Here is a 25,133-nt window from a genome sequence, read left to right on the forward strand (position 1 = left end):
GTCGCTGCGGCTATTGGCCAGATGATTCTGGATGGTGTCGGTAAATTGGTAAGACCAATTAAACCGCTGAGGAAAAATTTACCCGCGCGCCCCGTCGAAGTCAATCCTCTACATAAGTCAAACCACTGATTTTTGGGTGATCTAGGGGTAAACGACTAGGTTTTCCGCCCTGCTGGCTTGAGGTTCATCAAGACTTGGGGTTAGTATTTTGGTCAGACCAATTGTCGAGGTAGACATGACCATCGGAAAAATTGCCGTCCAGCGGCTCTCCGACACCATTGCCCACGAACTCGAACGGCGCATCCTCGAAGGCGCCCTGAAGCCCGGCGATCGCCTTCAGCCCGAGCGCGAGCTGGCGGCCGAACTGGGCGTGTCGCGCCCGTCGCTCCGCGAGGCGATCCAGAAGCTGGTGTCCAAGGGCCTGCTCCACAGCCGCCAGGGTGGCGGCACGTATGTGACCGACCGGCTCGACGCCGGCTTCACCGACCCGTGGGGCGAGATGCTCCGCCAGCATCCCAACATCCAGGCGGACCTGCTGGAGTTTCGCGGCATGCTCGAATCCGAAGCCGCCGCGTTGGCCGCCCGCCGCGCCACTGACGCCGACATCCAGCGCATCGGCGAGGCCTACGCGCGGGTCGAGGGGCTGTTCGCCCAGGGGCCGTCGGCCGAGGTCTTCGATGAACAGGTGCGGGCCGATCTGGCCTTCCACCAGGCCATCGCCGAAGCCGCCCACAACGTGATGATCGGCCACCTCACGGCCAGCCTGTTCCGTGTGACTCACGACCACATCGACCGCAACCTGCGCCACCTGCGCCGGCTGGAGGACGACTGGCAGGAGCTGCGCGGCCAGCACGCGGCCATCTGGGACGCCGTGAAGCGCCGCGACCCGGTGGCCGCCCAGGCGGCGGTGCGCTGCCACATGACCTTCGTCGAGGAGAGCATGCTGGCCCGCGCCCAGCATGAAGAGCGCGAGAGCCGCGCCCGGGTGACGCGCAAGCTGGTCGGCCAGGGGGCCTGAACGGAGCGCCCAAGGCGCCGGATGTGGGCAATTGTCGAGCGTCTGGTAACCGACTGACCGCTAGAATCGCCCCTCGCCCACTACGCCGTCATCCTCTCCCCTGATGCACACCCTCGAACAGCTGCGCGCAGGCACGCTCGCCGGCGCCCGTCACCTCAAGCTCGCCTGCGGGCTGCGCGAATTCCCGCGGGAGATCTTCGAGCTCGCCGATACGCTGGAGATCCTCGACCTGGCGGGCAATGAACTCACCACCCTGCCGGACGACCTGCCGCGGCTCACCCGGCTGCGGGTGCTGTTCTGCTCGGGCAACCCCTTCGAGGTCCTGCCCGAGGTGCTGGGCCGCTGCCCCGCGCTGCAGATGATCGGCTTCAAGTCGTGCCGGCTGCACACCGTGCCGGACGCCGCCCTGCCGCCCACCCTGCGCTGGCTGATCCTCACCGACAACCGCATCGAAACCCTGCCCGCCGGCATCGGCCGGTGCACCGGGCTGCGCAAGCTGGCGCTGGCGGGCAACCGGCTCACCGCGCTGCCACCGGAGATGGCAGCGTGCACGTCGCTGGAGCTGCTGCGCATCGCCGCCAACCGCATCGCCACGTTCCCCGACTGGCTACTCGATCTGCCCCGGCTGGCGTGGCTGGCCTACGCCGGCAATCCCTTTTGCGCAACGCTCGACGCCGCCTGGCAGGCCGAGGCCCACACCCGGCCGGTGCCGTGGGCGGCGCTGGCGACGGACGGCATTCTCGGCGAAGGCGCGTCCGGGGTGATCCACCGGGCGGCGTGGTCGGCGCCGGAAGGCGCGCGGTCGGTGGCGGTGAAGCTCTTCAAGGGCGAAGTGACCAGCGACGGCCTGCCGGCCAGCGAGCGGGCCGCCTGCGTGGGGGCCGCCTGCGTGGGGGCGGGCGGCCACCCGCAGCTGATCCCGGTGCTCGGCGAGGTGACCGGCCATCCGGCCGATACCGCCGGGCTGGTGATGGCGCTGATCGACCCCGCCTTCCGCAGCCTCGCCGGCCCGCCAAGCCTCGACACCTGCACTCGCGACGTGTACCCGGCAGATGCCCGCTTCAAGCCGGCCACGGCCCTCGCCATCGCCCGGGGCATCGCCGCCGCCGCTGCGCATTTGCATCAGCGGGGCATCGTGCATGGCGATCTGTACGCCCACAACATCCTGCACGACGGTGAGGGGCGGGTTTTTCTCGGTGATTTCGGCGCGGCATCCTTCGTTCTACCGACCGACCCTGCCCGGGCCCGACGGCTTGAGCAGGTGGAGGTGCGTGCCTGCGGCTGTCTGCTCGAAGAGCTGGCCGAGCGTACGGCGCCCGGTGTGCTGCGCGACGGGCTGGCGGACCTCGCGGCCCGTTGCCTCGGGGCGGTGCCGGCGCTGCGGCCGGGTTTCGACGAGATCGTCCATCATCTGGATGGGCTGGCCGCAGGCTGATTGCATGGCGCCGCCGGGCTGTTCGTGACAAAAGTCAGCCCGCGGCTGCGCCACAAGTTGTAAGATCAAGTTACGAGAAAAAGGCAAACGGGGTGAGAACCCCGGACGCAAAGCTTCGGATCCTAACCTGCACGCAGGAAGGATGGCCGGGTTCCCTCAGCGTGGGTGTGTTCGCACCCGCGTCGGTTTTCCGTGCTGTCCGCACCTTCCTCCTCGTGTTTTGTCGATCCGGCCGTCCGCGCGCGTCTGCCGCCCGTGCGCCTTCTCTCGTGCGTTTTCGTACGCGATCTTTCCATTTACGCCGACCCTCGGCGGGAGAACGACATGAGCAAGGACAACAAGAAAATTCTCATCGCCGCAGGCGGCCTCGGCTTCGTTGTGGCGGGCTGGCTGGGCGCCAGCGTTTATGTGGGCAGCGTGGCCGAACGGGAGATACGGGCTTTCGCCGCCAAACCCTCGTCCGAGACCGGGGTGCGCGTCCGCAACCTTCAGCACAGCAGCGGGCTGTTCTCCGCCACGGGCTCCTTCGGGCTGGAGGTGGTGGACCAGTGTTCCAGCGGCGAGGGCGGCCAGAGCCCGGCGCTGGAGGTGGAGTATTCCCTCGCCAATCTGGTGCTGCCCTCCGCGCCCCTGCGCGTGACCTGGAGCGCCAAGCCCACCGGCGAACTCGCCGCCGCGCTGGCTGAACTCTTCGGCCCCAGCCTCAAGCTGCAGGGCAACGGCGACGTGAGCTACGGCGGCGATTTCCGCTCGGCCATGTCACTGCCCGAACTCGCCCTCGACCAGGGTGGCCAGAAGCTCACCATTGCGCCTTCCAGCGGCAGCCTCGCGGTTGGCAAGACTGCGCTGGCGGTCAATTGGGGCATCGACAAGCTGCTCACCCGTGGCAACGGCGAAGCCGTCGAACTGGGCAAGATCGCCCTCGACGTGGATCTGAAGAACCGCTATCTGGGTACCGGCTCATCGTCGCTCTCCATCGAGCGCATCGCCACCAGCCACGGCTCGGCCGAAGGCTTCCGCCACGCCACGCTGGTGACCGAAGACGGCGAGCGCCTCAACGCCCAGGTCACCGAGAGCCTGCGTGCCGCGTCCTTCGGCGGCGAGACGGTGAAGGATCTGACCCTCGAGATGGCGATCCGCGATCTCGACAAGCGCAGCATCGAAACCATCAGCCGCCTGTTTGGCGACACCTGCGGCCTGCAGAACATGACCGCGGACGAGGACGAGACCTTCCGCAAGGCCCTGCGCACCCTGATGACCCAGGGCTTCTCCTTCGGCATCCCCAAGCTCGCCGGCACGGTGGGCCAGGGCAGCCTGGACGGCAAGCTGATGGTCGAGGCCCGCAAGTCCATGTCGGCGTCGGCGCCGATCTCCCTGGCGAACATGCTCAAGGCCTCCGGCGAGATGGTGCTGAAGGGCAAGGTGCTGGATGCCGGCAAGCTGCAGACGATGCAGGCCATGGGTTTCACCCAGGGCCCGGACGGCAGCCTGAAGGGCAGCTTCGAGTACGCCGAGGGCGTGCTGCGCACCAACGGCCGGATCTTCGATGGCAGCGCCATGCAGGCCAGCCTGGGTGGCGCCGATCAGGTGCTCAACGCCTTCCTCGACAAGCCGAAGCTGGCCCGTAACGCCGCGCCGGCCCCCTCCCTGCAGGCGCCTGCGCCGATCATCGCCGACGAGGAGCCCGAAGTGGCGGAGGCCCAGCCCGCGGCGCCCGCCGCGCCTGCGCCCGTGGCCGCCCCGGCGGCCCAGCCGGCGGTGCTGCCGGTTCCGCCGGTGCCCCTCGCGCCGCCCGCCCAGCCGGGCGTGGCCGCGGCAGGCTGTGCCTCGGCCCGCCAGTGCCTGGTCCAGACCCTCGGCGCCGCCGCCCGGGAAGACACCGCTACCGTGTTCGCCGTGGCGGCCCGCATCGAGGAGCTGGGCAAGCCGGCGCTGGGCAACCGGGCCGTCTCGCGCAAGCTCAACACCGAAGGCCTGGAAGCCCTGAAGGCGGAAGACCCGGCGCGCGCTGCCGAGCTGTTCCGCAAGGGCCTCGCCGAGAACCCCCGCGACGTGGAGCTGGCCGGCAACCTGGGCTACGCCCTCGTCAAGGCCGGCAAGCCCCAGGAGGCCGCCGAAGTGCTGACCGCCGCCCTGCAGCTCGACCCGCGTCGCAGCTCCACCTGGACGCCGCTGGCCGAAGCGCTGGCCCTCTCCGGCCGCAAGGACGAGAGCCAGGCTGCGCTGTGGGTGGCCTACCAGTGGTCGGGCAACCGCGAGAAATCCCTCGCTTTCTACACCGACCGCGCCGAGAAGGAGCGCGCCACCCGCCCGGCGCTGGCCGACATGTACGGCACGGTGCTGGCCTGGGTGGCCGAAGGTCGCAAGCCCAGGCTGACGGTGAGCGCCGGCTGACCGACCTTGCCGCGGCCCCGCGCAGGGCCGCATCACCCCGGAAAGGGCTGCCGCAGGTGCGACAGCCCTTTTCTTCGTTCGGGCCGCGATGCTTGACGGATCACCCGTCCGGCATGACCATCCGGGCGAACTGTCGGCCGGGCGCGGGGTCAGAACAATCCGGGCCCCGCGGGGCCGCCAACCTTGCACAACACGGTGTGATGCCGGTATGAACGATCAACTCAAACTGAGACCCCTGGAGCGGGAAGACCTGCGCTTCGTCCACGAGCTGGACAACAACGAGACGGTGATGCACTACTGGTTCGAGGAGCCCTACGAGGCTTTTGTCGAACTCTGCGACCTCTACGACAAGCACATCCACGACCAGAGCGAGCGGCGCTTCATCGTCGAGCGCGAAGGCCTTCGGGTGGGCCTGGTGGAGCTGGTGGAGATCAACCACATCCACCGCCGGGCCGAGTTTCAGATCATCATCTCGCCTGATCACCAAGGCCGCGGCTATGCCACCCAGGCGACCCACCTGGCCATGGGCTACGCCTTTACGGTGCTCAATCTCTACAAGCTGTTCCTGGTGGTGGATGTGGAGAACACCCGGGCGGTGTCGGTTTACAGAAAACTCGGTTTCACGGAAGAGGGGATCCTGCGCCATGAATTCTTCGTCGATGGTGTCTATCGGGACGCCTATCGGATGGCGGCCTTTCAGCCCGACTACCTAGCTCAGCGGGGCTGAGATGGCCCGTCGTGCATTGCTGGGGGCGGTCGTCATGGCCTGGGCCGTGCTGGCGCTGGCCGCCCCGGTCCAGCCGGATCTGCCGCCCGCCCGGAAGGTGGCCGTGGCGGCCGGGGCCACCCAGGCGCTGTCGGGCAAGCTCAAGGGCTACCAGCTGGCCGATTACCTGATCCCGCTCGAGGCCGGCCAGTCGGTGGTGATGCAGCTCAGGACGAGCAACCCGAGCGGCTACTTCAATGTGGATGCCCCGGGCGCCACCGATGGCGCGATGTTCATCGGCAGCACCTCGGGCAACCGTTTCGAGACCGTTGCCCCGGTGAGCGGTGACTATCTCGTCCGCGTCTATCTGATGCGTAGTGCCGCCCGCCGCAACGAGCTGGCGCGCTACACCCTGTCGGTGCGGGCTGGCGCCCATCCGGGCAAGGCCGCGGCGAGCGACGCGCGAGTGGCGGGCACGCCCTTCCACGCCACCGCGTCGATCCGCTGCATGCTGGCCGGCGGCCAGCCGACCACCTGCGAGGCGGGCGTGATGCGCCGCGAGGCGGGTGCCGGCACGGTGCGGATCACCCTGCCCGGCGGGGCCGTGCGCCACGTGGCCTTTGCCGGCGGCAAGGCCGTGTCATCCGACGGCCCGGCCGGCCTTGAGGTGGAGCGTGCCGGCGACACGTCGGTGATCACCCTGGGTAGCGGCGACCGCTTCGAGATTCCCGACGCGCTGGTTACCGGCGGCTGAGCGCCTGCTGTTGATCGTGCGGCAAGCCCGCCCACCGGCCGCGGGCTGCGATAATCCACGCTTTGCCTTGCGGGCTCGCCCATGTTCTACGGCATCACCGACCTGACAACCTTCGTGCTGGGGACGATCTTCATCGTGCTCCTGCCAGGCCCCAATTCCCTCTACGTGATGACCGTCGCGTCCCGCTGGGGCGTGGCGGCGGGGTATCGCGGCGCCTGCGGGATCTTCCTGGGCGACCTGATCCTGATGATCCTGTCGGCCACCGGCGCAGCCTCGCTGCTGCAGGCCACGCCGGCGCTGTTCATGGGGCTGCGCTACGCCGGTGCGGCGTATCTGGTGTGGCTGGGGATCGGGCTGCTGCGGGCCGGGCTGCGCACCTGGCGGGGCGAGGCCGACACGGCGGCGCCCGTGGAGCCGCCGCGGGATGCATCCCATCCCTTTCGGGTGGCGCTGCTCATCAGCCTGATGAACCCCAAGGCGATCCTGTTCTTCGTGTCCTTCTTCATCCAGTTCGTGTCACCGGGCTACGACCATCCAGAGCTGTCCTTCCTCATCCTCGGGGTGATCGTGCAGTTCTTCAGCGCGCTCTACCTGTCGGCGCTGATCTTTGGCGGCACCCGGCTGGCGGAGGTCTTCCGGCGTCGGCGGCGCCTGTCGGCGGGGGCAACGGGCGGCGTGGGCGGGTTGTTCATCGGTTTCGGCCTGCGGCTGGCGGGGGCCGGGATGGGTTGAGCAGTCTGCCGGCAGCCCCGGCGCTGCCCAAAACAAAAACGGCGACAGGATTGCTCCGGTCGCCGTTTTTTTTGCGCTGCGATTCCGCTCAGAACGGCAGCTTCACCCCCGGCCACACGCCTTCAATGGCGCGGCGGAAGTCGGCCTGGATGCGCTCGATGGCGGCCTGGTTGTCGGCCTCGAAGCGCAGCACCACCACCGGGGTGGTGTTGGACGGGCGGGCGAGGCCGAAGCCGTCGGCGTATTCGACGCGCACGCCGTCGATGGTGAGGATGCTCTCGGCGCCTTCAAACTTGGCCTCGGCCTTGAGCTTGTCCACCAGCGCAAAGGGCTCTCCTTCGTTCATCTTGATGTTGAGCTCCGGCGTGCTGGTGGCGTTGGGCAGGCCCTTGAGCACCGGGTTTGCATCCGGCTGGCGGGAGACGATCTCCAGCAGGCGGGCGCCGGTGTAGAGGCCGTCGTCAAAGCCGTACCAGCGCTCCTTGAAGAACACGTGGCCGCTCATCTCGCCGGCCAGCGGGGCGCCGGTTTCCTTCAGCTTGGCCTTCACCAGCGCGTGACCGGTGTTCCACATGGTCGGCTTGCCGCCGCGATCCCTGATCCAGCCGGCGAGGTTGCGGGTGCACTTCACGTCGTAGATGATCTCGCCGCCCGGCACGCGGGACAGCACATCCTCGGCAAACAGCATCAGTTGGCGATCCGGGAAGATGATCTCGCCGTCCTTGGTCACCACACCCAGCCGGTCGCCATCGCCGTCGAAGGCGAGGCCGATCTCGGCGTCGGTTTCACGTAGCGCACGGATCACGTCGGCGAGGTTCTCGGGCTTGGACGGGTCCGGATGGTGGTTGGGGAAATTGCCATCCACCTCGCAGAACAGCTCCACCAGCTCGCAGCCCAGGCGCTTGAAGAGCTCGGGCGCCACCGCGCCAGCCACGCCGTTGCCGCAGTCTATCACCACCTTCATGGGGCGGGAAAGCTTCACGTCGCCCACGATCTTCTCGACGTACGCCGGCACCACGTTGGCGTGGGTGAGCTTGCCCGGCACGGCGGCGGTGACCAGGTCACCGTCGATGATGCGCTGGCGCAGAGCCTGGATCAGTTCGCCGAACAGGGTCTGGCCGCCGAGCACCATCTTCAGGCCGTTGTAGTCCGGCGGGTTGTGGCTGCCGGTGACGGACACGCAGGAGTTCGTGCCGAGTTCATACGCGGCGAAGTAGGTGAGCGGGGTGGGCACGCAGCCCACGTCCACCACGTCGACGCCGGCGGCGCGGATGCCATCGGCGAGCGCACCGGCGAGCTCGGGCCCCGACAGGCGGCCGTCACGGCCCACCGCGATGGCCTGCTGGCCACGGGCGACGGCTTCGGAACCGAGGGCGTGGCCGATGGCGCGCACGGCTTCGGCGGTCAGCGTCTTGTCGACGATGCCGCGGATGTCATAGGCCTTGAAGATCTCGGGGGCGGGGACGAACATGCGGAGGGCTCCGGTGCGGAAATGATGAAAAGTGGATTATACGCGGGCTGGATGTCAGCCCCGTGAGACGGGTTTGGCGGCGCGCCGTGGATCAGGTGAATTCCGTGAAAAAGCGCACGAGGCGCCGGGGCAGCCAGTCGAGCCGGCCGGGCCACGATCCGCTGACGAAACCCACGTGGCCGCCCTCGGCGGGTTGCTCCAGGCGCACGTGGGTCGAGACGTCCGCCGGGCCGGGCAGGTGGCGGGCGGGCAGGAAGGGGTCGTTTTTCGGGTTGATGACCAGCGTCGGCAGCCGGATGTCCTGCAGGTGGGGCTTGCTGGAGGCGCGCAGCCAGTAGTCGTCGGTGTCCCGGTAGCCGTGCAGTGGGGCGGTGACGAGGTTGTCGAACTGGTAGAGGTTGGCGGCCGCGCGCACCGCGTCGGCGTCGAACAGGCCGGGGTGGCGGGCCAGCTTGGCCAGCGCGCTCTCCTTGAGGGTGGCCAGGAAGTGACGGGTATAGACGCGGTTGAAGCCGCGCCCGAGGTTGTGTCCGGCGGCGGCGAGATCCAGCGGCGGGCAGACCGCTGCCGCGCCGTCGATCAGTTTCCTGGCGTCATCGCCCCGGGTGCCGAGCCACAGCAGCAGGGCGTTGCCGCCCAGGGACACGCCGACGGCAAAGCGCGGGACGTCGGGAAAGGCCGCGGCGATCCGTTCGAGGATCCAGCCGATCTCGTCGGCGTCGCCCGAATGGTAAGCGCGGGGTTTGAGGTTGGGCTCGCCTGAGCAGCCGCGAAAGTGCGGGACGACGCCGTTCCAGCCGAGATCTGCGAGGTGGCGCATCAGGCTGCGGGCGTAGGGCGAGCGGCTGGAGCCTTCCAGCCCGTGGAAGAGCACCACCAGCGGCGCGCCGGGGCGGCGGGGCAGCCAGTCGAGATCGATGAAATCGCCGTCGGGGGTGGTCCAGCGTTCGCGCTGGAAGGCGGGCATCGGGCCCTTGCGCAGCAGCGGCCAGATCGTCTGGGCGTGGCCGCCGGGCAGCCAGCGGGGCGCCCGGTAGGTGGAGTCGGTGGGCGACGGGCTCAATGGACGACGTGGGGGCTGTCGCTGCCGCGCAGGTTGTCCATGTCGGGGGCCGGCGAGGCGTGGTGCAGCACCATGCGCCAGCCGATGGCGCCACGGGTGAAGACGTTGGTGGCGATGATCGGCGGGTGCAGGCGGTGGTCGCCTTCGAGGTGCACCCGCTGATGCACGGTGTGCACCGCGGTCATCACGTTGAGCCACTGCACCGGCTGGGTGGGATGCACGATGATCCGGGTGCCGGCGGCGAAGAGCTGGCGCCAGGATTCACGGATCGCCGCGAGGCCCACGAGGCGGATGCTGCCCGGGTGGATGCAGACGACTTCCTCGTCTTCGGACCACACTGCCATCATGCCGTCGAGATCGGCGCGGGACAGGGCGGCGTAGAAGGCGGTTTCGGCCTCTTCGGGTGAGGTGAAGATCGGACTCGTCATGGGCAGTCAGGTGGGTTGGACGTGACACGGGGGCGTTGCCGCCCCCGTTGATATCAGCACCGCAGACCGGGTCAGTGGTGGCCTTTGGGCAGCTCGCCAGCGAACTTGTACTGGGCGCCGCAATACGGGCAGGTGGCCTCGCCTTCCGAGGTCACGTCGAGGAAGACACGCGGGTGGCGAGCCCACAACGGGGCGTCGGGCATCGGGCAGTGCAGCGGAAGCTGCTTGGCGGTGACTTCGATCGGCTTGGTTTTGTCCTGGTTTTCAGGCATGGAAATCTCCCTTGCTTAAATGTAGGCAAGCCAGTGTTGGTATTCGGGGGCCTTGCCGTTCACGATGTCGAAGAAGCGGGCCTGCAGCTTCTGGGTGATCGGGCCGCGCTTGCCTTCGCCGATGACGCGGCCGTCGAGCTCGCGGATCGGGGTGACTTCAGCGGCGGTGCCGGTGAAGAAGGCTTCGTCGGCGATGTAGATGTCGTCGCGGGTGATGCGCTTGGAGATCACTTCGAGGCCGAATTCCTTGGCAACCTGGATCACCGAGGAGCGGGTGATGCCGGTGAGCGCGGAGGCGATCTCGGGTTCGTAGATGGCGCCGTCCTTGATCACGAAGAGGTTCTCGCCGGCGCCTTCGGCCACGAAGCCGTTGGTGTCGAGGAGCAGGGCTTCGTCGTAGCCGGCTTCGGTGGCTTCCAGGTTGGCCAGGATGGAGTTGGCGTAGGTGGAGGCCAGCTTGGCGCGGGGCATGGTCACGTTGACGTGGTGACGGGCGAAGGACGAGGTCTTCACGCGGATGCCCTTCTCGAGGCCGTCTTCGCCGAGGTAGGCGCCCCACGGCCAGGCGGCGATGGCGACATGCACCGTGGCACCCTTGGTGGAGATGCCCATCTTTTCGGAGCCGTAGAAGGCGATCGGGCGCAGATAGCAGGATTCGAGCTTGTTGGCGCGCACGACTTCCAGCTGGGCTTCCATGAGTTCTTCCTTGGAGTAAGGAATGTTCATCATGTAGATCTTGCCGGAGTTGAGCAGGCGCTGGGTGTGCTCGGCGAGGCGGAAGATCGCGGTGCCGCTTACGGTGTTGTAGGCACGAACGCCCTCGAAGACCGACAGGCCATAGTGGAGGGAGTGGGTGAGCACGTGGGTGGTCGCTTCACGCCACGGCACGAGCTTGCCGTCGTACCAGATGAAACCGTCGCGGTCTGCCATCGACATTGTGGGGATCTCCAGCTGAATACAGAAAATTTAAGCCTTCGATTCTAGCGCATTCCGCAGGTCTGCGGACCGCCACCCCGAAGGGGGTAAAATAACAATTTTGCGTGCACGAGATGTCCATGAGGATCTGGAAGCCAAATGTCACGGTTGCAGCGGTGGTCGAGCGCGACGGGCGTTTTCTGGTGGTGGAGGAGGAGACCGAGGACGGGCTGCGCTTCAATCAGCCGGCCGGGCATCTCGATCGGGGTGAATCGCTGGTCAATGCCGTCGCCCGCGAGGCGCTGGAGGAGACCGCCCATGGGTTCCAGCCGGAGTTCCTGGTCGGCATCTACCAGTGGCCGCGGCCGGCGGGCGACATCACCTACCTGCGCTTTGCCTTTGGCGGTTCGATCACCGGCTTCGATCCGGAGCGCAAGCTCGACACCGGCATCGTGCGCGCGGTGTGGCTGACGCTGGACGAGCTGCGGGCGACCCGCGAGCGCCATCGCAGCCCGCTGATCCTGCAGTGCTGCGAGGATTACATGGCCGGGCGGCGTTATCCGCTGGATCTGATCCGGCACTACGACGCGTGATCCAGCGCCTCCGCCCGGCCGTCGCCGGGCTGGCGCTGATTGCCGCGCTGGCCCCGGGGCCGGTGCAGGCGGACGAGCAGGTGCTGATCTGCTACAACTACGGCTGTCTCGTCGAGGCCGAAGCGCGGTTTTCCGAAGCGCAGCTTGCCGAAGTGGCTGCGCGGTTGTTGCGGGCCGATTCGGCGGTGGCCGAGCGGGCGATCGTCGCGCAGGTGCTCGGGCAGCTTTATCGCTGGGCCGGCGAGCAGTTGCCGATCAGCGCCGACCGTCCCGGGGATTACCTGGATTTCGGCGAGAACGGCATGATGGACTGCATCGACCACGCCACCTCGACGACTCGGCTGCTGCTGATGCTCGAGGAGCGCGGCCTGCTGCGCTTCCATGCGGTCGATCCCGTCCGCCGGCGGGTGCGCTGGCTGGTGGCCCAGCATTTTTCGGCGGTGCTGCGCGAGCGCGGCACCGATGATGCGCCCGGTGAAGGGGCGCGTTTCGCAGTGGATACTTGGTTCGGGGAACATGGCGATCCAGCCGTGGTGTTGCCCCTGGAAGACTGGCTGGATGGAGAGGGACCAGATGTCTCGTAAGGAAAAAGTCGTCGTCGGCATGTCCGGCGGCGTGGATTCGTCGGTTGCCGCGCTGCTCCTCAAGCAGCAGGGCTACGACGTGGTCGGCCTGTTCATGAAGAACTGGGAGGACGACGATGACGACGAATACTGTTCCACCCGCCAGGATCTGGTGGATGTGGTGTCGGTGGCCGACGTGCTGGGGATCGACCTGGAGGTCGTGAACTTCTCGAAGGAATACAAGGAGCGGGTGTTCGCCGATTTCCTGCGCGAGTACGAAGCCGGCCGTACGCCGAACCCGGACATCCTGTGCAACTCCGAGATCAAGTTCCGCGCCTTCCTCGACCACGCGATGGCGCTGGGCGCCGACCGCATCGCCACCGGCCACTACGCCCAGGTGCGCGAATGGACCAACGACGGGCGCACCGAATTCCAGTTGATGAAAGCCGAGGACGGCACCAAGGACCAGAGCTACTTCCTGTACCGGCTCAATCAAGCCCAGCTGTCCAAGACCCTGTTTCCCATCGGCCACCTCTACAAGCGTGACGTGCGCAAGATGGCCGAGGCGGCCGGGCTGCACGTCTACGCCAAGAAGGATTCGACGGGCATCTGCTTTATCGGCGAGCGGCCTTTCCGCGAGTTTCTCGCGCGCTACCTGCCGGCGAAGCCGGGAGAGATCCGTACGCTGGAAGGTGACAAGGTGATCGGTCAGCACCAGGGCCTGATGTACCACACCGTGGGCCAGCGCAAGGGCCTCCAGATCGGCGGCATCAAGGGCAACCAGGACGACGCCGGCGAGCACGACGCGTGGTACGCGGCGAAGAAGGACGTGGCGAAGAACGTGCTGTACGTGGTGCAGGGCCACGACCATCCGGCGCTGCTGAAGGATCGGCTGGTCGCCGGCGAGCTGTCGTGGGTGTCGGGGCGTGAGCCGCGCACCAACTGGGTCTATACCGCCAAGCCGCGCTACCGCACGCCGGATGCGCCGTGCGAGATCGACGTGCTGTCGGGCGGTCGCGCCGAGATCGTCTTTGCCCAGCCCCAGTGGGCGGTGACGCCGGGGCAGAGCGTGGTGGTTTACGAGAGCCGGGTGTGCCTGGGCGGCGGGATCATCATGGAGTGATCCGGCTGTAGCTGGATGTGAAACGGGCGCCTTGCGGCGCCCGTTTTGTTTGATCGGCCAGCAATCTCAGGGATTCGAGGCCAGCCGCAGGGGCGGGTAGGCCCAGTTGCGCTCCCACGCGGCGCGCACCATGTTGGGGTACTCGGCACGGCCGAGGCTGCCGTTGTAGCGGCCCAGGGCGCGGAAGAGATCGCCCTTCTCGATGTCGAGGTAGTGGCGCAGGATCGTGCAGCCAAAGCGCAGGTTGGTGCGCATGTGGAAGAGGTTGGTTTCCTGGTTGCCGATGAGGCGCGCCCAGAAGGGCATCACCTGCATGTAGCCGCGGGCGCCCACCGGCGACAGGGCGTACTTCTTGAAGCCGCTTTCCACCTGGATGAGGCCCAGCACCAGCTGCGGGTCGAGCCCGGCGCGGGTGGCTTCGTAGTGCACCGCGCGCAGGAGCTCAGAGCGGGCGGTTTCGTCCGGGATGCGCTTGGCGAGGCGCTGGGACATCTCGGCCAGCCAGCGGGCCCGTTCGGGCGAGCGCTGGAAGCTCGGGTCGAGGGGCGCCTGATCCGCCACCGCGGCGTGCAGGGCGGCCTGCACGCTGGCGGCGAGGGGCTCGTACTGCTGGTTGCCGGCCTGCACCGACGCGGCGCCGCCGCCCAGCAGCAGGGCTGCGAGGCAGGTGCGGACGACGGAACGCAGGCGGCGCATCATCAGCCCTTCAGCTTGGCGATGACAGTGGTGCCGACATCGGCCACCGGCAGCTTGGTGGCTTCGGCGTCGCGACGGCCTTGATACTCGACCACGCCTTCCTTCAGGCCACGGTCGCCGATCACCACCCGGTGCGGGGTGCCGATCAGCTCGTTGTCGGCCAGGAGCGAGCCCGGACGTTCGTCCCGGTCGTCGAGGAAGGCGTCGATGCCGGCGGCGGTGAGCTGGGCATACAGCGCGTCGGCGGCTTCGCGGACGGCTTCGGACTTGGCGTAGCCCATCGGCACGATGGCGACCTGGAAGGGCGCGATGGCGTCCGGCCAGATGATGCCGCGGGCGTCGTTGTTCTGCTCGATGGCGGCGCCGAGGATGCGCGACACGCCGATGCCGTAGCAGCCCATCTCCATGATCTGCTCCTTGCCCTGCTCGTTGAGGAACTTGCAGTTGAGGGCTTCGGAATACTTGGTGCGCAGCTGGAAGATGTGGCCGACTTCGATGCCGCGGCAGATCTCGAGGGTGCCCTTGCCGTCGGGCGACGGGTCGCCGGCGACCACGTTGCGCAGGTCGGCCACTTCGGCTTCGGGGAAGTCGCGGCCGATGTTGACGCCGGTGAAGTGGTGGTCGTCTTCGTTGGCGCCGGTGACGAAATCGGCCATCACCGCGACGCTGCGATCCATCACCACGCGGCCGGCAAAGCCCACCGGGCCCAGGGATCCGGCGTTGGCGCCGAAGGCGGCGAGGATGGAGGCGGGGGAGGCGAAGGTCAGCGGGTTCTTGACGCCGGCGATCTTCTGGGCCTTGACCTCGTTGAGTTCGTGGTCGCCGCGCAGCAGGAGCAGCAAGGGCTGGTTGCCGGTGGACTCGTCGCCATCGACGACGATGGCCTTGACCATGGACGTGGCCGGCACCTTGAGGAAGGCGGCGAGTTCGTCGATGGTCTTGACGCCCGGGGTGTGCACCTTGGTGAGGGCGACCGCAGCGGCGGGGCGCGGCGTGGTGGGCGCCAGGGCTTCGGCCAGTTCGACGTTGGCGGCGTAGTCGGAATCCGGGCAGTAGGCGATGTCGTCCTCGCCGGTCTCGGCGATCACGTGGAATTCGTGGGAGCCGGTGCCGCCGATCGAGCCGGTGTCAGCCGCCACCGCGCGGAACTTCAGGCCCAGGCGGTTGAAGATGCGGTGGTAGGTGTCGTACATGTTGCGGTATTCACGCTGCAGATCCTCGAAGGAGCTGTGGAAGGAGTAGCCGTCCTTCATCGTGAATTCGCGGCCGCGCATCACGCCGAAGCGCGGGCGGATCTCGTCGCGGAACTTGGTCTGGATCTGGTAGAAGTGCTTGGGCAGCTGGCGATAGCTGCGCAGATCCTTGCGCACCACGTCGGTGATGACTTCCTCGTGGGTTGGCCCGATCACGAAGTCGCGGTCGTGGCGATCCTTGAAGCGCAGCAGCTCGGGGCCGTAGAAATCCCAGCGGCCGGATTCCTGCCATAGCTCGGCCGGCTGCACGGCAGGCATCAGCACCTCGATGGCGCCGGCACGGTTCATCTCTTCCCGCACGATGTTCTCCACCTTGCGCAGGGCGCGCAGGCCCAGGGGCATCCATGTGTAGATGCCGCCGGCGAGGCGTTTGATCAGCCCCGCACGCATCATCAGCTTGTGACTGATGACTTCGGCGTCGGACGGGGCTTCCTTGAGCGTGGAGAGGAAGAACTGGGAGGCACGCATGGGCGGATGTCCGTTACTAAAGAGAACTCATGATTTTAGCGTGCTTCTAAGGGATTGGCTGCGTCCAGTTTGCGATGCACCGATTTGGGGTTGCTTCTTTCACGGCGTGGGGAAATGTGGAAGAATCCAAGACAGTTCATGAATTAAAGGTTGCACCATGCTCGATCGTGAAGGCTATCGGCCTAACGTCGGCATCATTCTGGTGAATGCGCGCAACGAGGTTTTCTGGGGCAAACGGATACGAGAACATTCCTGGCAGTTTCCGCAAGGCGGAATCAAGCACGGCGAATCGCCGGAACAGGCCATGTACCGTGAGCTCTTCGAAGAAGTCGGCTTGAAGCCTGAGCACGTCCGCATCATCGGCCGCACCCGCGGCTGGTTGCGCTACGAGGTGCCCAAGCATTGGATCAAGCGTGAATGGCGTAACACCTATCGTGGTCAGAAACAGATCTGGTTTCTGCTGCGGCTGGTGGGGCGCGATTCTGACGTTTGCCTGCGTGCCAGCAATCATCCGGAGTTTGATGCCTGGCGCTGGAGCTATTACTGGGTGCCGCTCGAAGCGGTGATCGAGTTCAAGCGCGGGGTGTATCAGTCTGCGCTGCTGGAGTTGTCCCGCCTGCTGTTCCGCGACAGGCTGTTCGACATCCCTGAAAGCTACCGCCTCGCTGCGGCGGCGGTGGCACAGGCGATCTCCGACGTGCCGCGCTCGTCGTCCTGAACAAAAAACCGGCCTGCTTTTGCAGGCCGGTTTTTTGTTGGGCGGAAACTCCGCGGGCGGTGACCTGTCTCAGCTACCATACAAAAAAATCCGGTTTGGTCCGGAGCCGCCAGACGGCGCCGGTTTTCGCGTAGGGCAATGTGGGAGGAGACACCATGGAGCGCTTGCACTATCAACCGATCAAACAGTTCCGGGTCAGCGGCGGCAGTTGCGACATCACCGACGCCTGGAGCATGGCGAGGGTCACCCTCTCGTCGCCGGCCATCGAGGTGATGACCGACCTGAGGCGGATTCCCGCCGCCACCATCGACCAGGACACCAGTCTGGCCGAAACCAATCACAGCATGATCCTGCGCGGTGTGCGCCTGCTCTTCGTGACCGATGCCAACCGGCGCGTCGCCGGCATCGTGACGGCCAGCGACCTGCTCGGCGAAAAGCCGACCCGCGTCGCCCGCGAGCGCATGATGCGCCACGAGGAACTCACCGCCCGGGACATCATGGTTCCCACGGATGACCTCGATGCAGTGTCCCTGTCCGATGTGCTGCGCTTCGAGGTTGGCCATGTGGTTGCGACCCTCAAGTCCTGTGGCCGGCAGCACACGCTGGTGGTCGAGGACGGGCCGGACGGCAGCCGGGCGGTGCGCGGCATCTTCTCCGCGTCGCAGATCGCCCGCCAGATGGGCATCCCGCTCCAGACCACCGAAGTCGCGCGCACATTCGCCGAGATTGAAGCGGCCATCGCCAACTGAAATACAGCCTGTCTGCCGGGTTTTGGCCCGGCTGGCGGGGGAGTTGTAGAATCGCGTTTCTGCTCCCCCGAGGGTTTTCATGATTTCCGTCCCGTTTCGCCTGCCCGCCGGTCTTGTGCCGGCGGTGCTCGCCGGGCTGCTGATTGCAGCGCCGGCTTCGGCCCAGAGAACCGCACTCTTTGAGAACGAGCCCAAGTCCCCGTGGCAGGAGGTCGAGATGCCTTTCCCGGCGTATCCGACCGACGCCAGCCTGATTCCGCTCCAGGTCGGCCCGACCGCCACCGCGCGCTTCTTCATCGACGAAAAATCCCTCAGCCTGGCCGCCGATGGCGTCCTGCGCTTCACGCTCGTGGTGCGCACCCAGGGCGGTGCCGAGAACGTGACCTATGAAGGCATCCGCTGTGAGACGGTCGAGCGCAAGCTGTATGCGATCGGTCGCAAGCCCGGCGACTGGGTCGCGTCGCGCAATGTCGAGTGGCGTCAGATCGAGGAGAAGACGGCCAACCGCGTCCATGCGGCGCTGGCCAAGGACTATTTCTGTCCGCCGGGCGTCGTCCCTCCGGGCCTTGGGCAGATCATCGACTCCTTGCGCCGCGACGGCGGCGTGCGTTGAACATCACAAAAAAGATAGGTGGCAGGACATGCTTGACCAGTTGATCATCGGCTTCGACAAGGCGCTCCGCACGGTGTTTGCCAATGCGCACACGGTTCGTCCCACGCCGGGCGAGCAGTTGCCCGAGGCGGAGTTGTCTGACGAGGAAAAGCGTCATGCGGCGGCGCTGATGCGCGTCAATCATTGCGGCGAGATCTGTGCTCAGGCGCTCTATCAGGGGCAGGCGCTGATGTCGAAGGATGAGGGCATCAAGCGGGCCCTCGAATCCGCCGCCCACGAAGAAACCGAGCACCTGGCCTGGACCGAACGGCGGATCGCCGAGCTGGGTGGGCGCAAGAGTCTGCTCAATCCGGTGTGGTACACGGGTTCGCTGGCCATCGGGATGCTGGCAGCGCGGTTTGGCGACGGGGTGAATCTGGGGTTCCTGGCGGAAACCGAGCGTCAGGTCGAGTCGCACCTGAAGAGCCATCTGGACCGGCTGCCGCCGCAGGACCAGCGCTCGCGGGAGATCGTCGAGCAGATGAAGACCGACGAGGTGGCTCACGCCGAAACGGCGGTGCGCCTTGGCGCGATCGAACTGCCGATGCCGGTCAAGAGCGCCATGAAGGCGACCTCGAAGGTCATGACCGGGATCGCTTACTGGGTCTGATCGGGCGCCCGCCACGGGGCCTGTCGCGAGTGTGGCAGGGCCCGGGGCTGCATGAAACTGCCGGATCAGATCTCGACGATCTCCCAGGTGTGGGTGATCTCGGCCGTCTTGCCGAGCATGATCGTCGCGGAGCAGTACTTCTCGTAAGACAGCTTGATCGCGCGCTCCACCGAGTCGGGCTTGAGGTTGCGCCCCTTTACTGTGTAGTGGAAGGCGATGCGGGTGAACACCTTCGGGTCGGTCTCGGCCCGGTCGGCCTTGAGGCTTACGACGCAGTCGACCACATCCTGCCGGCTGCGCTTGAGGATCAGCACCACGTCAAACGCCGTGCAGCCGCCGGCACCGGCCAGCATCAGCTCCATCGGGCGCGGCGCAAGGTTGCGGCCGCCAGCCTCGGGGGCGCCATCCATCCCGACCAGGTGGCCGGAGCCCGTTTCGGCCAGGAAGGTCATGCTGTCGCCACCGGCCCATTTCACTACGCATTCCATATCTAGATCCTAAGCTTGTTCTTGTAAGAGCGGGATCGCCTGACGCCCGCAACGCCGGGATTGTAGCCGGCTCGCCGCGGCGTGGTGCGCTGCAGTATTTGTGCGCTGCAACATAAAGGTTGCTCCAGTTTGTAGCAGCAGGCCATCTGAATGCACTTGTCGTGCCTGGTTTTCGCTAAAAACCCGTGTCTTACCGGGGTTTTATTGAATAAGTAAAATTTATTTTTAGATCAAAAAAATTATACTGCAATGCACAAAAAACGCTTGCTCGCAGGGGTTGGCGTGGCCATAATGCAATCAGTCCAGTTGCTTTTGTAGCTTGAAGCGGCTGAAAGGTGTCTCCTCCACCCTCCTCCTTTGGTGTGGATTTAGCGCAGATCTCCCCGATCTGCGCTTTTTTTTATCTTCAGGTGGGGTTTGACATCAGTCAAAGTCGTGCGATACAATCCGCGGCTTTCCGAATTATAGTCGGTCCCGGTGTCGGGAAAAGTCTGAGGAATCTCCATGAAAACGTTTTCTGCCAAGCCGCATGAGGTCAAGCGCGACTGGTTCGTTGTTGATGCGACGGACTTGGTCCTTGGTCGGCTTGCTTCCCAAGTTGCGCTTCGCTTGCGCGGCAAACATAAAGCCATTTACACCCCGCACGTCGATACCGGTGACTTCATTGTCGTCGTCAACGTCGACAAGCTGCGTGTGACCGGCACCAAGGCCCAGGACAAGAAGTACTACCGTCACTCCGGTTACCCGGGCGGTATCTACGAAACCAACTTCACCAAGCTGCAGCAGCGCTTCCCTGCTCGCGTGCTGGAAAAGGCTGTCAAGGGCATGCTGCCCAAGGGCCCGCTCGGCTACGCCATGCTGAAGAAGCTCAAGTGCTACGCAGGCGCCGAGCATCCGCACGCCGCCCAGCAGCCCCAAGTACTCGCGATTTAACAGGAGCCGATAATGGCTGTGACTTACAACTACGGTACCGGTCGTCGCAAGTCGGCTGTTGCCCGCGTCTTCATGAAGAAGGGCACCGGCAACATCGTCGTGAACGGCAAGCCGGTTGATCAGTTCTTCTCCCGTGAAACCGGCCGCATGATCGTGCGTCAGCCGCTGGTCCTGACCAACTTCGCCGATCACTTCGACATCCTGGTCAACGTGACCGGTGGTGGCGAATCCGGCCAGGCTGGTGCCGTTCGTCACGGCATCACCCGTGCCCTGATCGACTACGATGCGGAACTCAAGTCCCCGCTGAAGAAGGCCGGTCTCGTGACCCGCGATGCCCGTGAAGTCGAACGTAAGAAGGTCGGCTTCCGCAAGGCGCGTCGTCGCAAGCAGTTCTCGAAGCGTTAATCGCTTCAAGCATCATCAAAAGGCCGCCTTCGGGCGGCTTTTTGTCATCTGGACGTAGTATCTTTCGGCAGCAAAGGCATCTGGCCGGCGTGTGCCGGCTGTTCATTTCCTGATTTGGGGGCGAGCATGATCAAGGTTGGTGTGGTGGGTGGAACCGGTTATACCGGGGTCGAGTTGCTGCGTTTGCTGGCGCAGCATCCGGATGTCGAACTGAAGGCGATCACCTCCCGGGGGGATGCCGGCGTTCCGGTTGCAAACATGTTCCCGAGCCTGCGTCGCCGGGTTGATCTGTGTTTCGTCGATCCCCAGGCGGCCGATCTCGGTTCGTGCGATGTCGTGTTCTTCGCCACCCCGAACGGGATCGCGATGCAGCAGGCGGCCGAGCTGGTGGCGGCCGGCGTGAAGGTGATCGACCTCGCGGCTGACTTCCGCATCTCGGACATCGCCGAGTGGGAGAAGTGGTACGGCATGAAGCACGCCTGCCCCGAGCTGGTGGCGGAGGCAGTGTATGGCCTGCCCGAAGTGAATCGCGAAGCCATCAAGAAGGCGCGCGTGATCGCCAATCCGGGGTGCTACCCGACGGCGGTGCAGCTTGGCTTCCTGCCGCTGGTCGAGGCGGGCGTGATCGAGCTCGACAATCTGGTGGCGGACGCCAAGTCGGGTGTTTCCGGCGCCGGGCGCAAGGCCGAAACCCACATCCTGTTCTCCGAATCTGCCGACAACTTCCAGGCCTATGGTGTTGCCGGCCATCGTCACCTGCCCGAAATCCGCCAGGGGCTGTCCCGCTTCGCCAATGCGCCCGTTGGTCTGACCTTCGTGCCGCACCTGACACCGATGATCCGCGGCATCCATGCCACGCTGTACGGCCGCATCAAGAAGGACGTCGATCTGCAGGCCTTGTTCGAAGAGCGCTTTGCCGGCGAGGCATTCGTCGATGTGATGCCGAAGGGCTCGCATCCGTCCACGCGCTCGGTGCGTTCGGCCAATATGTGCCGGATCGCGGTTCATCGTCCTCAGGGCGGTGATGTGGTCGTCGTGCTGTCGGTCATCGACAATCTGGTGAAGGGGGCTGCAGGTCAGGCGGTTCAGAACATGAACATCCTGTTCGGTCTGGACGAAACCGCCGGGCTGGGTCAGATCCCGCTGATGCCCTGAACTAAATACGAGTAATTTTGTCGACTATTTGATGCCCATGCCTTGACCGAGGCCTGGAGGCTGACCATAATCAGACGATAAATTTGAAGGAGTTGTTTCATGAATGCCGTAACCGAGACCCCCGTTCCCCTGGTTTTCACCGATAGCGCCGCCAACAAGGTCAAGGATCTGATCATTGAAGAAGGCAATCCCGACCTCAAGCTGCGGGTGTTCGTGACCGGCGGTGGCTGTTCCGGCTTCCAGTACGGTTTCACCTTCGACGAGATCCGCAACGACGACGACACCGTGATGGAGAAAGATGGCGTCATGCTGCTGATCGACCCGATGAGCTACCAGTACCTTGTGGGCGCCGAGATCGATTACACCGAAGGTCTGGAGGGCTCCCAGTTCGTGATCCGCAATCCGAACGCCACCAGCACCTGCGGCTGCGGTTCGTCCTTCTCTGCCTGATCTGGTTGTGCGGGTGCGCTGGCGTTAGCTGGCAGCACCACAAGAACAAGGCCCGTCATCTTGCGATGGCGGGCCTTGTTTTTTGGAGCGGCAGTCGCTGCGCTCAGTCGAGCTGAACGAACTTGCTCTGCTGGAGGTGGGCGATCTGGGTGGCGAGGGCGTCGGTCTGGTGGCGGAAGGCGCTGAGCGTGTTGCCGGTGAGCGCAGCAGAGTTGGGCAGGGTGACGGTGAGCGGATCCTGGTGCACGTTGTTGATGCGGAATTCGTAGTGCAGGTGCGGTCCGGTGGCCCAGCCGGTGCTGCCAACGTAGCCGATGGTGGCGCCCTGGCTGATCCGTGCGCCGGTCTTGATTTCGCGGGCGAAGCCGCTCAGGTGGCCGTAGGCGGTGGTGTATTTGTCCCGATGGCGCAGGACGATGAAGTTGCCGTAGCCGTTCTGCTGTCCGACGAACTCGACCACGCCATCGGCTGTGGCCTTGACGGCGGTGCCGTGAGGGGCCGCGTAATCCACGCCCTTGTGTTCACGCCAGGTGCCGAAAACCGGGTGAAGCCGCATCGAAAAACCGGAGCTGACCCGCGAGAACTCGAGCGGTGAGCGCAGGAAGCCTTCCTTGTGGCTTTTGCCGTCCTGGTTGTAGTACTCCTGGGTGCCGTTCGGATGGGTGAATAGGTAGGCCGAGTGGCGGGTGCCCTGGTTGATGAACTCCGCCGCGAGGATTCGGCCGGTGCGGATGGCGCGCCCCTGGTGGTAGGCGACTTCGTAGATCACGCTGAAGCGGTCGCCCCGGCGCAGGTCGGAGTGGAAGTCGATGTCGTCGCCAAAGATGCGGGATAGCTCCTCGGCCACGCTGTCGGGCAGGCCGGCGGTATCCATTGCGGCAAACAGCGAGGACTGGACTACGCCACTCTGCATGTGTACACGCGTTTCCAGCGGCAGGGCGCGCTGGCTGGCCTGGAGTTTTCCGTCGACCACTTCGACGGTCAGGCTGGTGTCGGCGCCGGGCGGGCAGATAGAGGCGGATTGCAGGCCGCCTTCGGCGGTGGTGGCGACGATGAGCGTGGCGCCCGGCCGGAAAGTGCCGGCTAGCTCACGCGTCAGTTTGGGGTTGTTAGCCTGTGCGGTGATGGCGCTGGATGAAACGCCCAGGCGGCGCAGTGCGCTGGCAAAGCTCTCGCCATTCTTGATGCGGTCTTCGCGGATGAAGGGGCGCGTATCGTCCCGGCGCACGACGGCAGGAACAGCGGTGAGTTGTTCGACGACGGTTTCTGTTGTCGTAGGAGCGGACGTGGCGCCCGGCGCTACTGCGATGGCGGCTGCCATGCCGATCGCGGAGCCGATGCCCGCGCTCAGCAGGCGCCAGGCCTTGGCCGGGTCGTCTGCACGAAGCTTTTTGAGATGCGCTAAAATTACCGACTTTTCTCCAAGCATCGGGCTTTCCAAGCAAAAACAAGCCGCGAAGTCTACCAAATAGTTCGCGACTTGGACTTGCTCGAGGACAAATATGACTGAAATCACTGCAGCGCTGGAGCTCATCACGCGCGGAGCCGACGAGCTCCTGATCGAAGCGGAGCTCGTCGAGAAGCTCAAGACGGGCCGCCCGCTGCGGGTCAAGGCCGGTTTCGACCCAACGGCGCCGGATCTGCACCTGGGACATACCGTTCTGATCAACAAGCTTCGCCACTTTCAGGAGCTTGGTCATCAGGTGATGTTCCTGATTGGCGACTTCACCGGGATGATCGGTGATCCGTCGGGCAAGAACACGACTCGCCCGCCGCTCACTCGCGAGCAGGTGCTCGAGAACGCTAAGACGTATCAGGAGCAGGTCTTCAAGATACTAGATCCGGCCAAGACTGAGGTGTGCTTCAACTCCAGCTGGATGGAGGCGCTCGGCGCGTCCGGGATGATCCGTCTGGCCGCCCAGCACACGGTCGCGCGGATGCTTGAGCGGGATGACTTTGCCAAACGTTACGCCGGGCAGCAGCCGATCGCGATTCATGAATTCCTGTATCCGCTCTGTCAGGGGTATGACTCCGTGGCGATGAAAGCGGATGTCGAACTCGGTGGCACGGATCAGCGCTTCAACCTGCTGGTTGGCCGCGAACTGCAGAAGCACTACGGCCAGGCGCCCCAGTGCGTGCTGACGATGCCGCTGCTGGAAGGTCTGGACGGCGTTAGCAAGATGTCCAAGTCGCTTGGCAACTACATCGGTATCTACGAGCCGCCCAACGAGATCTTCGGTAAGGTCATGTCGGTTTCCGATGACCTCATGTGGCGTTACTACGATCTGCTGTCCTTCTTGCCGGCGACCGAGATCCAGGCGCTGCGCCACTCGATCACCGAGGGGCGGAATCCGCGGGATATCAAGGTCAAGCTCGCCCAGGAACTGGTGGCTCGATTCCACGGTGCGGCGGCGGCGGTTGCGGCGCTCGAGGATTTCGAAGCGCGCTTCCAGCGGAATGCGATTCCCGACGAGATTCCTGAGGTTTCTGTTGAGGCGGGAGCGGATGGTCTGACCATCGCTGCGGTGCTCAAGCAGGCAGGGCTGACCGCGAGCACCTCCGAATCCCTGCGGATGATCGATCAGGGTGGGGTTCGTCTCGATGGCGAGAAGGTGTCGGATCGCGGTCTGGTGCTGGCGGCGGGGGTGGTCGTCGTGCTGCAGGTCGGCAAGCGCAAGTTTGCGCGTGTGTCGTTGGTTTGAATTAATTTCCCCAAACCTCTTGACGTCTTCTGATAGTTCTTTATAATTCGGCCCTCTTCGCAGCGCAGTTGTTCAGCGCGGTGTTGAGGGGGGTGGCCCGGTGGTGTTGGGTTGTTCTGGCGCAGTCAGGTGTTTGCAGCGAAGTTTAAAAAGATTTCGCGAAATGCTTGACGGAGCTGAAAGGCTCTGTATAATGCGCACCTCTTCGCTGCAGCGCGCAGCGGTTCTTTAAAAATTCGAACAACCGATAGGTGTGGGTGCTCGGTTTCGAGGCGGTGTTCTGGTTTATACCAGGGTGCCACAAGAAATTGAAGTATCTGCAGAAACGTCAGGTTTCTGGAGTTTTTGGATTGAACTTAAGAGTTTGATCCTGGCTCAGATTGAACG

27 protein-coding genes and 1 riboswitch are annotated in these 25,133 nt (G+C 65.2%); of the genes, 18 read left to right on the top strand and 9 right to left on the bottom strand.

Features of this window, described 5'->3' with window-relative positions:
- Positions 1 to 235: 235 nt before the first annotated feature.
- The 6 genes from GH681_RS04335 to leuE all read left to right on the top strand — a co-directional run bounded on the left by GH681_RS04335 (position 236) and on the right by leuE (position 7,039).
- On the top strand, positions 236 to 1,018 hold the full coding sequence (locus GH681_RS04335; RefSeq protein WP_153160201.1) for an FCD domain-containing protein: 783 nt from the start codon (positions 236 to 238) through the stop codon (positions 1,016 to 1,018).
- 103 nt (positions 1,019 to 1,121) lie between these two features.
- Positions 1,122 to 2,453: a leucine-rich repeat-containing protein kinase family protein gene (locus GH681_RS04340; RefSeq protein ID WP_228111771.1), complete on the top strand. Its 1,332-nt coding sequence runs from the start codon at positions 1,122 to 1,124 to the stop codon at positions 2,451 to 2,453.
- A gap of 72 nt (positions 2,454 to 2,525) precedes the next feature.
- Positions 2,526 to 2,612: riboswitch (cyclic di-GMP riboswitch) on the top strand.
- Between the two features lie 165 nt (positions 2,613 to 2,777).
- The gene (locus GH681_RS04345; protein WP_153160203.1) at positions 2,778 to 4,847 is read left to right on the top strand and encodes a DUF945 family protein; all 2,070 of its coding nucleotides are present in this window, start codon (positions 2,778 to 2,780) and stop codon (positions 4,845 to 4,847) included.
- A 208-nt stretch (positions 4,848 to 5,055) separates the two neighbouring features.
- Positions 5,056 to 5,574, top strand: coding sequence for a spermidine N1-acetyltransferase (speG, locus tag GH681_RS04350; RefSeq protein ID WP_153160204.1), 519 nt, complete (start codon positions 5,056 to 5,058; stop codon positions 5,572 to 5,574).
- Between the two features lies 1 nt (position 5,575).
- A complete protein-coding gene (locus GH681_RS04355; RefSeq protein WP_153160205.1) occupies positions 5,576 to 6,307 on the top strand; it encodes a hypothetical protein in 732 nt (243 codons plus the stop codon).
- 81 nt (positions 6,308 to 6,388) lie between these two features.
- Entirely contained in the window at positions 6,389 to 7,039 is a 651-nt protein-coding gene (leuE, locus tag GH681_RS04360) for a leucine efflux protein LeuE (RefSeq protein ID WP_153160206.1), read from the top strand.
- 88 nt (positions 7,040 to 7,127) lie between these two features.
- Here leuE and GH681_RS04365 read toward each other — a convergent pair whose 3' ends face one another.
- The 5 genes from GH681_RS04365 to GH681_RS04385 form a co-directional block, all read right to left on the bottom strand.
- Entirely contained in the window at positions 7,128 to 8,510 is a 1,383-nt protein-coding gene (locus GH681_RS04365) for a phosphomannomutase/phosphoglucomutase (protein ID WP_153160207.1), read from the bottom strand.
- Positions 8,511 to 8,601: 91 nt separating this feature from the next.
- Positions 8,602 to 9,573 (bottom strand): hydrolase, encoded by a 972-nt coding sequence (locus tag GH681_RS04370; RefSeq protein ID WP_153160208.1) that lies wholly within the window; start codon positions 9,571 to 9,573, stop codon positions 8,602 to 8,604.
- Complete coding sequence (locus tag GH681_RS04375) at positions 9,570 to 10,001, bottom strand: nuclear transport factor 2 family protein (protein WP_153160209.1); 432 nt, start codon at positions 9,999 to 10,001, stop codon at positions 9,570 to 9,572. Before GH681_RS04375 ends, GH681_RS04370 begins: the two co-directional genes overlap by 4 nt.
- 71 nt (positions 10,002 to 10,072) lie before the next feature.
- Positions 10,073 to 10,273, bottom strand: coding sequence for a zinc-finger domain-containing protein (locus tag GH681_RS04380; protein ID WP_153160210.1), 201 nt, complete (start codon positions 10,271 to 10,273; stop codon positions 10,073 to 10,075).
- A 15-nt stretch (positions 10,274 to 10,288) separates the two neighbouring features.
- Positions 10,289 to 11,209, bottom strand: a complete 921-nt coding sequence (locus GH681_RS04385) for a branched-chain amino acid transaminase (RefSeq protein WP_153160211.1) — start codon at positions 11,207 to 11,209, stop codon at positions 10,289 to 10,291.
- A 113-nt stretch (positions 11,210 to 11,322) separates the two neighbouring features.
- Here GH681_RS04385 and GH681_RS04390 point away from each other — a divergent pair, with 113 nt between their 5' ends.
- The 3 genes from GH681_RS04390 to mnmA are packed head-to-tail and all read left to right on the top strand — an operon-like array spanning position 11,323 to position 13,467.
- Positions 11,323 to 11,781: an NUDIX hydrolase gene (locus GH681_RS04390; RefSeq protein ID WP_153160212.1), complete on the top strand. Its 459-nt coding sequence runs from the start codon at positions 11,323 to 11,325 to the stop codon at positions 11,779 to 11,781.
- A complete protein-coding gene (locus tag GH681_RS04395) occupies positions 11,778 to 12,365 on the top strand; it encodes a hypothetical protein (RefSeq protein WP_228111772.1) in 588 nt (195 codons plus the stop codon). Before GH681_RS04390 ends, GH681_RS04395 begins: the two co-directional genes overlap by 4 nt.
- Positions 12,355 to 13,467, top strand: a complete 1,113-nt coding sequence (gene mnmA / locus GH681_RS04400) for a tRNA 2-thiouridine(34) synthase MnmA (RefSeq protein WP_153160213.1) — start codon at positions 12,355 to 12,357, stop codon at positions 13,465 to 13,467. The genes GH681_RS04395 and mnmA overlap by 11 nt, the downstream gene beginning before the upstream one ends.
- Positions 13,468 to 13,533: 66 nt before the next feature.
- Here mnmA and GH681_RS04405 read toward each other — a convergent pair whose 3' ends face one another.
- Together GH681_RS04405 and GH681_RS04410 are read right to left on the bottom strand one after the other, a co-directional pair.
- Positions 13,534 to 14,163, bottom strand: a complete 630-nt coding sequence (locus GH681_RS04405) for a lytic transglycosylase domain-containing protein (protein ID WP_153160237.1) — start codon at positions 14,161 to 14,163, stop codon at positions 13,534 to 13,536.
- A gap of 2 nt (positions 14,164 to 14,165) precedes the next feature.
- A complete protein-coding gene (locus tag GH681_RS04410) occupies positions 14,166 to 15,884 on the bottom strand; it encodes a proline--tRNA ligase (RefSeq protein ID WP_153160214.1) in 1,719 nt (572 codons plus the stop codon).
- 157 nt (positions 15,885 to 16,041) lie between these two features.
- Here GH681_RS04410 and GH681_RS04415 point away from each other — a divergent pair, with 157 nt between their 5' ends.
- The 4 genes from GH681_RS04415 (at position 16,042) to coq7 (ending at position 18,613) form a co-directional block, all read left to right on the top strand.
- On the top strand, positions 16,042 to 16,602 hold the full coding sequence (locus GH681_RS04415) for an RNA pyrophosphohydrolase (protein WP_153160215.1): 561 nt from the start codon (positions 16,042 to 16,044) through the stop codon (positions 16,600 to 16,602).
- A 155-nt stretch (positions 16,603 to 16,757) separates the two neighbouring features.
- Positions 16,758 to 17,351 carry a CBS domain-containing protein gene (locus GH681_RS04420; protein WP_153160216.1) on the top strand — a complete coding sequence of 198 codons (594 nt, stop codon included), beginning with the start codon at positions 16,758 to 16,760 and terminating at the stop codon, positions 17,349 to 17,351.
- A gap of 79 nt (positions 17,352 to 17,430) precedes the next feature.
- Positions 17,431 to 17,964: a CNP1-like family protein gene (locus GH681_RS04425; protein WP_153160217.1), complete on the top strand. Its 534-nt coding sequence runs from the start codon at positions 17,431 to 17,433 to the stop codon at positions 17,962 to 17,964.
- Between the two features lie 28 nt (positions 17,965 to 17,992).
- Positions 17,993 to 18,613: a 2-polyprenyl-3-methyl-6-methoxy-1,4-benzoquinone monooxygenase gene (gene coq7, locus GH681_RS04430; protein ID WP_153160218.1), complete on the top strand. Its 621-nt coding sequence runs from the start codon at positions 17,993 to 17,995 to the stop codon at positions 18,611 to 18,613.
- Positions 18,614 to 18,678: 65 nt separating this feature from the next.
- On the opposite strand, the gene GH681_RS04435 is transcribed toward coq7, so the two are convergent.
- On the bottom strand, positions 18,679 to 19,101 hold the full coding sequence (locus GH681_RS04435; protein WP_153160219.1) for an OsmC family protein: 423 nt from the start codon (positions 19,099 to 19,101) through the stop codon (positions 18,679 to 18,681).
- A gap of 504 nt (positions 19,102 to 19,605) precedes the next feature.
- Between GH681_RS04435 and rplM the strand changes: the two genes are divergently transcribed.
- From rplM to erpA, 4 genes are all read left to right on the top strand, one after another.
- Positions 19,606 to 20,034 carry a 50S ribosomal protein L13 gene (gene rplM / locus GH681_RS04440; RefSeq protein ID WP_079437046.1) on the top strand — a complete coding sequence of 143 codons (429 nt, stop codon included), beginning with the start codon at positions 19,606 to 19,608 and terminating at the stop codon, positions 20,032 to 20,034.
- Positions 20,035 to 20,046: 12 nt separating this feature from the next.
- Positions 20,047 to 20,439, top strand: a complete 393-nt coding sequence (rpsI, locus tag GH681_RS04445) for a 30S ribosomal protein S9 (RefSeq protein ID WP_153160220.1) — start codon at positions 20,047 to 20,049, stop codon at positions 20,437 to 20,439.
- Between the two features lie 126 nt (positions 20,440 to 20,565).
- Positions 20,566 to 21,594, top strand: a complete 1,029-nt coding sequence (gene argC / locus GH681_RS04450) for an N-acetyl-gamma-glutamyl-phosphate reductase (RefSeq protein WP_153160221.1) — start codon at positions 20,566 to 20,568, stop codon at positions 21,592 to 21,594.
- Positions 21,595 to 21,693: 99 nt separating this feature from the next.
- A complete protein-coding gene (gene erpA / locus GH681_RS04455; RefSeq protein WP_153160222.1) occupies positions 21,694 to 22,044 on the top strand; it encodes an iron-sulfur cluster insertion protein ErpA in 351 nt (116 codons plus the stop codon).
- A 103-nt stretch (positions 22,045 to 22,147) separates the two neighbouring features.
- On the opposite strand, the gene GH681_RS04460 is transcribed toward erpA, so the two are convergent.
- Positions 22,148 to 23,473 carry a peptidoglycan DD-metalloendopeptidase family protein gene (locus GH681_RS04460; RefSeq protein ID WP_153160223.1) on the bottom strand — a complete coding sequence of 442 codons (1,326 nt, stop codon included), beginning with the start codon at positions 23,471 to 23,473 and terminating at the stop codon, positions 22,148 to 22,150.
- 73 nt (positions 23,474 to 23,546) lie between these two features.
- Here GH681_RS04460 and tyrS point away from each other — a divergent pair, with 73 nt between their 5' ends.
- Entirely contained in the window at positions 23,547 to 24,746 is a 1,200-nt protein-coding gene (gene tyrS / locus GH681_RS04465) for a tyrosine--tRNA ligase (RefSeq protein WP_153160224.1), read from the top strand.
- The last annotated feature ends 387 nt before the right edge of the window (positions 24,747 to 25,133 follow it).

The organism is Zoogloea sp. 1C4 (assembly GCF_009469605.1).
In the GTDB taxonomy this organism is placed as follows: domain Bacteria; phylum Pseudomonadota; class Gammaproteobacteria; order Burkholderiales; family Rhodocyclaceae; genus Zoogloea; species Zoogloea oryzae.

Bases quoted from the DNA above. Each gene is read 5' to 3' on its own strand.
- GH681_RS04405 (WP_153160237.1), bottom strand. From the start codon at position 14,163: ATGCGCCGCCTGCGTTCCGTCGTCCGCACCTGCCTCGCAGCCCTGCTG.
- rpsI (WP_153160220.1), top strand. From the start codon at position 20,047: ATGGCTGTGACTTACAACTACGGTACCGGTCGTCGCAAGTCGGCTGTT.
- GH681_RS04385 (WP_153160211.1), bottom strand. From the start codon at position 11,209: ATGTCGATGGCAGACCGCGACGGTTTCATCTGGTACGACGGCAAGCTC.
- GH681_RS04365 (WP_153160207.1), bottom strand. From the start codon at position 8,510: ATGTTCGTCCCCGCCCCCGAGATCTTCAAGGCCTATGACATCCGCGGC.
- GH681_RS04380 (WP_153160210.1), bottom strand. From the start codon at position 10,273: ATGCCTGAAAACCAGGACAAAACCAAGCCGATCGAAGTCACCGCCAAG.
- mnmA (WP_153160213.1), top strand. From the start codon at position 12,355: ATGTCTCGTAAGGAAAAAGTCGTCGTCGGCATGTCCGGCGGCGTGGAT.
- GH681_RS04460 (WP_153160223.1), bottom strand. From the start codon at position 23,473: ATGCTTGGAGAAAAGTCGGTAATTTTAGCGCATCTCAAAAAGCTTCGT.
- GH681_RS04340 (WP_228111771.1), top strand. From the start codon at position 1,122: ATGCACACCCTCGAACAGCTGCGCGCAGGCACGCTCGCCGGCGCCCGT.
- coq7 (WP_153160218.1), top strand. From the start codon at position 17,993: ATGCTTGACCAGTTGATCATCGGCTTCGACAAGGCGCTCCGCACGGTG.
- tyrS (WP_153160224.1), top strand. From the start codon at position 23,547: ATGACTGAAATCACTGCAGCGCTGGAGCTCATCACGCGCGGAGCCGAC.
- GH681_RS04410 (WP_153160214.1), bottom strand. From the start codon at position 15,884: ATGCGTGCCTCCCAGTTCTTCCTCTCCACGCTCAAGGAAGCCCCGTCC.
- GH681_RS04375 (WP_153160209.1), bottom strand. From the start codon at position 10,001: ATGACGAGTCCGATCTTCACCTCACCCGAAGAGGCCGAAACCGCCTTC.
- GH681_RS04415 (WP_153160215.1), top strand. From the start codon at position 16,042: ATGCTCGATCGTGAAGGCTATCGGCCTAACGTCGGCATCATTCTGGTG.
- GH681_RS04420 (WP_153160216.1), top strand. From the start codon at position 16,758: ATGGAGCGCTTGCACTATCAACCGATCAAACAGTTCCGGGTCAGCGGC.
- GH681_RS04425 (WP_153160217.1), top strand. From the start codon at position 17,431: ATGATTTCCGTCCCGTTTCGCCTGCCCGCCGGTCTTGTGCCGGCGGTG.
- leuE (WP_153160206.1), top strand. From the start codon at position 6,389: ATGTTCTACGGCATCACCGACCTGACAACCTTCGTGCTGGGGACGATC.
- GH681_RS04345 (WP_153160203.1), top strand. From the start codon at position 2,778: ATGAGCAAGGACAACAAGAAAATTCTCATCGCCGCAGGCGGCCTCGGC.
- speG (WP_153160204.1), top strand. From the start codon at position 5,056: ATGAACGATCAACTCAAACTGAGACCCCTGGAGCGGGAAGACCTGCGC.
- rplM (WP_079437046.1), top strand. From the start codon at position 19,606: ATGAAAACGTTTTCTGCCAAGCCGCATGAGGTCAAGCGCGACTGGTTC.
- GH681_RS04335 (WP_153160201.1), top strand. From the start codon at position 236: ATGACCATCGGAAAAATTGCCGTCCAGCGGCTCTCCGACACCATTGCC.
- argC (WP_153160221.1), top strand. From the start codon at position 20,566: ATGATCAAGGTTGGTGTGGTGGGTGGAACCGGTTATACCGGGGTCGAG.
- GH681_RS04355 (WP_153160205.1), top strand. From the start codon at position 5,576: ATGGCCCGTCGTGCATTGCTGGGGGCGGTCGTCATGGCCTGGGCCGTG.
- GH681_RS04435 (WP_153160219.1), bottom strand. From the start codon at position 19,101: ATGGAATGCGTAGTGAAATGGGCCGGTGGCGACAGCATGACCTTCCTG.
- erpA (WP_153160222.1), top strand. From the start codon at position 21,694: ATGAATGCCGTAACCGAGACCCCCGTTCCCCTGGTTTTCACCGATAGC.
- GH681_RS04390 (WP_153160212.1), top strand. From the start codon at position 11,323: ATGTCCATGAGGATCTGGAAGCCAAATGTCACGGTTGCAGCGGTGGTC.